The sequence below is a fragment of the Acrocarpospora sp. B8E8 genome, assembly GCF_039871605.1.
GTDB lineage: Bacteria > Actinomycetota > Actinomycetes > Streptosporangiales > Streptosporangiaceae > Acrocarpospora > Acrocarpospora macrocephala.
Genome location: NZ_JBDPLV010000155.1, coordinates 1 through 5909 on the forward strand (window position 1 = coordinate 1; position 5909 = coordinate 5909).

Below are 5909 nucleotides of genomic sequence, written 5' to 3' on the forward strand. Positions count from 1 at the left end.
CTCCCACCCACCCTCCGGTTCCCTCCAGGCTCCGCCCACCCCCGCCCTCGCCGTGGCCACGGTGGTTCTCCCACCCACCCTCCGGTCCCCTCCAGGCTCCGCCCGGTCCTGCCGTCGCAATGGCTTCCCACACAGCCATCGGATTCCGCTCGCGACCCCTCGCAACGCCCGGCAGTCCCCACGTGGACGTGCCTGATGCAGGTCAGTCGTCGCCGTGAAGCGGCACGCGTACGACAGTCCGCGCGTAAACGTGCCTGATGACTCCTTGGTGAGGAGCACCCTCTGACAGGAGTTGTTTGGATATTTCGTTTCTTCTGTGGGTTTGGGGGGTGAAGGGTAGCTTGGGCGGTTGGTGAGGCGATCTTTGAGGGGGTCGGGTGGCGAGGGCTACGCTTCGGGAGCGGGTTCGGTACTGGTTTGACAACACCATGTCCAAAGGGACGGCGGCGCTGATCGGGTGGTTGGCGCTGGTTTCGGCGGTGTTGATTCTGGTGGTGAGCGGGTTCGCGTTGTGGCTTACTCCGGCGGAGGTCAAGGACGGCCTGCCGGGGGCCATGTGGGCGGCGCTGATGCGGACGCTCAGCCCGGGGAAGATCGCTAGTGACGGTGGGACCGCGCCCTACCTGGCGCTGATGCTGGTCGCCTCGCTTGGCGGGATCTTCATCGTGAGCATCCTGGTCAGCCTGCTGTCCACGGGGCTGAAGGAGAAGATCGAGGACCTGCGGAAGGGCAGATCGAGGATCATCGAGGCGGGTCACACCGTCATCCTCGGCTGGTCGGACCAGATTTTCACGATCGTCGGCGAACTCGTGAAGGCCAACGCCAGCCAGCGCGGATCGATCATCGCGATTCTCGCGGATCGCGACAAGCTCACGATGGAGGACGAGATCCGCTCCCGCCTCGGCGACACCGGCAGGACGCGCCTGGTGTGCCGGACCGGGCGGCCCACCGAACCGGCCGACCTGGCGTTGATGAACCTGCAGGACGCCAGTTCGGTGGTCGTGCTCTCACCCCAGGGCGAGGACCCGGACGCGCACGTGATCAGAACTCTGCTCGCGCTGGCCAAACGCTCGGGCGCGCATCCGCCGACGGTGGCCGCGATCGCGGACTCCGCCAACATGGCGGCGGCCAGGCTCGCGGGCGGCCCGAAAGTCCACCTGGTCGACTCCGACGACACCGCCGCCCGGCTGATCGTGCAATCCTCCCGCCAGTCGGGAATGTCGGTCGTCTGCATGGACCTGCTCAACTTCGACGACGGCGAGATCTACCTGCGCGCCGACCCCTCCCTGGCCACTCGTACGTACGGCGAGAGCTTGGCCGCATTCAAAGGCGCCACCGTCATCGGCCTGCGGAAGAGCGGGACGGTCACCCTCAACCCGCCGATGGACACCCCGATCGGCACCGCGGACGAGATCATCGTCATCGCCCAGGACGATTCGATGATCAGGCTGGCGGGCAGCGGCGCCAAGGTGGACGCGACCGCCATCGTGACCGCCGAGCGCGCCGAGTCCCAGCCGGAACGCACCCTGATCCTGGGCTGGAACAGCCGCGCCCGCAAGATCGTCCGCTACCTGGACGGCTACGTGGCCCCCGGCTCGGTCCTCGACATCGCCGCCGACCATCCGGACGCGGGCGCCGACCTGCCCGGCCTCCGCCATCTCACGGTCAACGCCAAAGACTGCGACACCACCGACCGGTACGCGCTGGAGTCCCTCAGCATCGGCCTCTACCAGCACGTGATCGTCCTGTCCGACGACCGGTACGCCGCCCACCACGCCGACACCCGCACCCTGATGACCCTGCTCCAGCTCCGCGACATGCAGACCGCCCTGGGCGAGCGATACTCGATCGTCAGCGAGATGCACGAGGAGAGCAACCGCGCCCTGGCCGAGGTCACCGAGGCCGACGACATCGTCATCAGCGACACCGTGATCGGCCTCCTGCTGGCTCAGCTCGCCGAGAACCAGCACCTGGCCGACGTCTTCGGCTACCTCTTCGACTCGCGCGGCTCGGAGATCTACCCGAGACCCGCCGGCGACTACCTCAAACCAGGCGTCCCCGTCGGCTTCGCCACAGTGATCGAATCCGCCCGCCGCCGAGGCGAAACCGCCATCGGCTACCGCCTCGCCTCCGGCGTCAACCACCCACCCCACTTCGGCGTAACCCTAAATCCCGATAAATCCCAATCGATCACCCTCGGCCCCCACGACTCCGTCATCGTCCTAGCGGAACGCTGACGGTCCCGCTCCGTCCCGGAACCCATCAGCCCCACGAATGAGCACAGCTAGAACCGCGGTAACCACAAAACGTTCGCCGGATTGAGCTGCGCCGATAGGAATCTCTGGACCGGGTTCGCTCACCTGTCGGGGTTGGATGGGCCGCGGCGTGGTGGTGGCTGGGGAGTCGGGGGGCGCGGGCGCGGAGGGGGGGCGGGCATGGGGATGGCGCCGGATTTGGAGCGGGTGGGGGGTGGGGACTGAGGTTGGGGGCGGGTGGAGTCCTGGTCGCCGAAGATGGCGTTGAGGAGGTTGCCCAGGAGTTCGCCGAGGCCCGTGCCGCTCATCTGCTTGCGTTCCTGGTCTAGGTCCTGGGACATGGTGCCCATGTCCATGCCCCGGTTGAGGCGCTTGGCGAGCATGGACATGACCATGGGCGCGACCATCGTCAGCACCTTGGAGACGGTCCTGGGGTTGATGCCCATGAACTGGGAGATGCCCTGAGCCGCCTGTTCCGTGCCCTGGTCGCCGAGGACGTGGCTGAGGATCTTCTGGCCGTCGTTGGCGTCGGCGAGGGCGGTGACGTTGGTGAAGGGGTCGCTGTCGGTGTGCTGGTCCAGGGCGGAGCGCAGGGATTGCGCGCCACGCGCGTGTTCGGTCTGGTGGGCCATGCCGCCCACGATGGTGCCGAGCGAAGCCTGGACAGCGCCCTTCGCGGATTCGGTGTCGGTCCCGATCATGACCGCGATCTGCTGAATGCCCTTGGGTCCCAGCTGGGAGAACAGGTCGTCCTGCATCGACTGGCTCACGGTAACCCCCCGTACGAACGTCGTCTCCGCGAGGCCCTTCCCCGGACTAATTACGCATAACTTCCTAAAAGCCTCAAATCACTCTCCGAGGCCGGCCTGTCGCGCCCGGACCACGGCCTGGGCGCGGTCGGCCACCTGGAGTTTGGCGAACACGTTGGTGAGGTGGTTCTTCACGGTCTTCAGGCTCAGGAACAGGATTCTGGCGATGTCGGCGTTGGACTTGCCGGAGGCCAGCAGGTCGAGGATCTCGCGTTCGCGCTGGGTGAGTTCCGGGAACGGGCCGCTGCCGGGGCCGGTGGCCAGGAAGCGGCGGATGCGGCGGGCCACGGCGGCGCCATACACCGCCTCGCCGCGGGCCACCGCGCGGACGGCGGCGATGAAGTCGGCGCCGCCGGTGCCCTTGAGCACGTAGCCGCGCGCCCCGGCGCGGAGCGCGGCGAACACGGAGGCGTCGTCCTCGCTCATGGTGAGCACCAGGATGCCCAGGTCGGGGCTCCGGTCGATGAGCCTGCGGGTGGCCTCCAGACCGGAGGTGCCGGGCATGACGAGGTCCATCACGACCACGTCGGGGTTGCTCGCGAGCGCCATCTCGATGGCTTCCTCGCCGTCGCCCGCCTCGCCGACGACTTCGGCGCCGCCGACCTGTTCGAGCAGGGCCCGCAGGCCGTGCCGGAACAGCGGGTGGTCGTCCACCAGCAGCACCCTGACCGGGGACTCCGTCATCGGTTCCTCCTCGTTCACAGCGGCAGCACCGCCGCGACCGTGGTCCCGCCGCCCGGCGCGGACCGCCGTTCCAGCATGCCGCCCAGCTCGGCGGCGCGCTCCCGCATGCTCCCCGAGCCGACGCCCTCAACCAGAGGTTCCGGCAGGCCGCGGCCGTCGTCGCGGACCTCCAGGAGCAGCCGGCCCTCGCGGGCCGCCGCGGAGATCTCCACCTTCGCCGCGTCGGCGTGCCGGAGCGCGTTGGCCAGCGCCTCCTGAACGATCCGGTACGCGGCGACCTCCACCGCGGCGGGCAACACCGGCAGCGGCCCCGGCATCGACACCGTGACCACGGGACCGCGGTCCGCGTCCAGCGCCAGATCCTCCAGCGCGCCGCCGAGGCCGAGCTCGTCCAGCGCGGGCGGGCGCAGATCGTGCACGATCCGGCGGACGTCGCCGACCAGCCCGTGGGTCAGTTCCCGGACGTCGGCCAGCGGCTCGCGCAGCGCCACCGGCGCCTTGGCCTCGATCAGATCCAGCCGCACGCCGATCGCGGCGAGCCCGGGGCCGAGACCGTCGTGCAGGTCCCGGCGGAGCCTGCGGCGCTCCTCCTCGCGGGCGATCACCAGGCGTTCCCGCGACGTCTGGACCTCGCGCGTGAGCCGGACGGCGGCGACGGCCAGCGCCAGGTGGCGGGCCAGGTCGTCGAGGACGGCCAGGTCGGCCCGGGACAGCGCCTCCCCCGGTGCTCTCGGAGCGGCGCGCAGCTCGCCCTCACGGCGGCCGCTGGCGTGCAGCGCGAGCCGTACGCCGTCGGAGGGGATCTCCCCCACGACGGACAGGGGGGTGCCGTCGGCGGCGAGGACGGCGACGGCGGGGAGGCGGAGGGTGCGGGCCACGGTGTCGGCGGCGCCGTCGAGCAGGCGGGTGGGGTCGGCGGAGGCCTCCAGCTGGTGGCCGAGGCGGGACAGGGCGGTGGCGGGGTCGCCGCGGTTGCCGAACAGCAGCCTGCCGACAGCGCGCTGGACGGCGTCCCGCACGGGGGCGAAGGCGATCGCCACCACGGCGGTGCCGATCAGGGGTTCCAGGGTGCCGCCGTTGAGGCGCAGCAGCTCGTGGGCGGTGCCGACCACGGCCAGGTAGATCGCCAGCAGCACGCCGGTGACCAGGACGGAGACCACCGTCCTACGGATCAGGATCTCCAGGTCGAACAGGCGGTAGCGGAAGATCGAGATCGCCGTCGCGGCCGGGAGCAGGGGCAGGGTGAAGCCCAGCAGCCACACGCCGATCGGCGAATGGTACGGGAGGAAGGTGTCCGCCAGCACGGCGGCGGTGATGGCGGCGGCGGCCGCGAACACCGGGACCAGTTGCCGTCGCTGCTCGCCGTTGGGCTCGGTGCCCCGGAACCGGACGGCGAGGGCGGCGGCTCCCGCCAGGCCGAGGGCGACCATCACGACCGCGAAGGCGATCGCGGCCTGCGGGGTGGGCACGAAACCGATCGGGTTGGGCTCTTCGTGACCCCAGACCCAGATGCGATCCCGGAAGACCAGGGTGAGCTGGAGCACCGCCATCCCGGCGATCAGCGCGCCCAGAACCGGCCGCCAGCGCGGCGACGGGAGGCGCCCGTCCGGGAGCAGCAGGGGAAGCAGCAGCAACGGGCCGAAGCCGGTGAAGAACACCCAGTTCAAGGACCACGCCGCCAGATCCGCACCCGGCCAGCCGAGCCCGTCCCCATACGCCGCGTAACCCCCGAAGAGCGCCTGGAGCGTCACGCCAGCGCCCCCGACGCAGAACAGCCAGCCCACCGGATGCCGCGGCAGGCGCGCCAGGATCAGCGCTCCGATCAGCGGATACGTCAAGCCGACGACCGCGTCGAGCGCGAGGTAGGTCAGGTCTGCCTCGGGCACGCTCACACTCAACACGACGCCCCCGACAATCCCGAGCGAGCACAGGACCGGGATCGCCCACGGCCACCGGGAAGCGGTACTACGCATTAGGACATCATCGAACATTTCATGACACGAACGAAATGGGCCTAGAGTCCTGGCTCAACCGGGACCTGGTGAAACGGCCAGGGGTGACGCCGATCGGAACAGCCCTCGAAGCGACGGGCAGCCGGTTGGTCCCACCCACCCTCCCTTTGTTTCCCCCGGGCTCCGCCCGGCCCCGCCATCGCCGTGGT

4 protein-coding genes are annotated in these 5909 nt (G+C 70.0%); 1 reads left to right on the forward strand and 3 read right to left on the reverse strand.

Features of this window, described 5'->3' with window-relative positions; all coding sequences use genetic code 11:
* The first annotated feature begins 428 nt into the window (after positions 1-428).
* Positions 429-2237 (forward strand): potassium transporter TrkA, encoded by a 1809-nt coding sequence (locus tag ABGB08_RS54025; protein ID WP_347608214.1) that lies wholly within the window; start codon positions 429-431, stop codon positions 2235-2237.
* A gap of 119 nt (positions 2238-2356) precedes the next feature.
* Here ABGB08_RS54025 and ABGB08_RS54030 read toward each other — a convergent pair whose 3' ends face one another.
* From ABGB08_RS54030 to ABGB08_RS54040, 3 genes are all read right to left on the reverse strand, one after another.
* Positions 2357-3025: a DUF937 domain-containing protein gene (locus ABGB08_RS54030; protein WP_347608217.1), complete on the reverse strand. Its 669-nt coding sequence runs from the start codon at positions 3023-3025 to the stop codon at positions 2357-2359.
* A 78-nt stretch (positions 3026-3103) separates the two neighbouring features.
* Positions 3104-3748, reverse strand: a complete 645-nt coding sequence (locus ABGB08_RS54035; RefSeq protein ID WP_155347507.1) for a response regulator transcription factor — start codon at positions 3746-3748, stop codon at positions 3104-3106.
* Between the two features lie 14 nt (positions 3749-3762).
* Positions 3763-5721, reverse strand: coding sequence for a sensor histidine kinase (locus tag ABGB08_RS54040; protein ID WP_347608221.1), 1959 nt, complete (start codon positions 5719-5721; stop codon positions 3763-3765).
* Between the last annotated feature and the right edge of the window lie 188 nt (positions 5722-5909).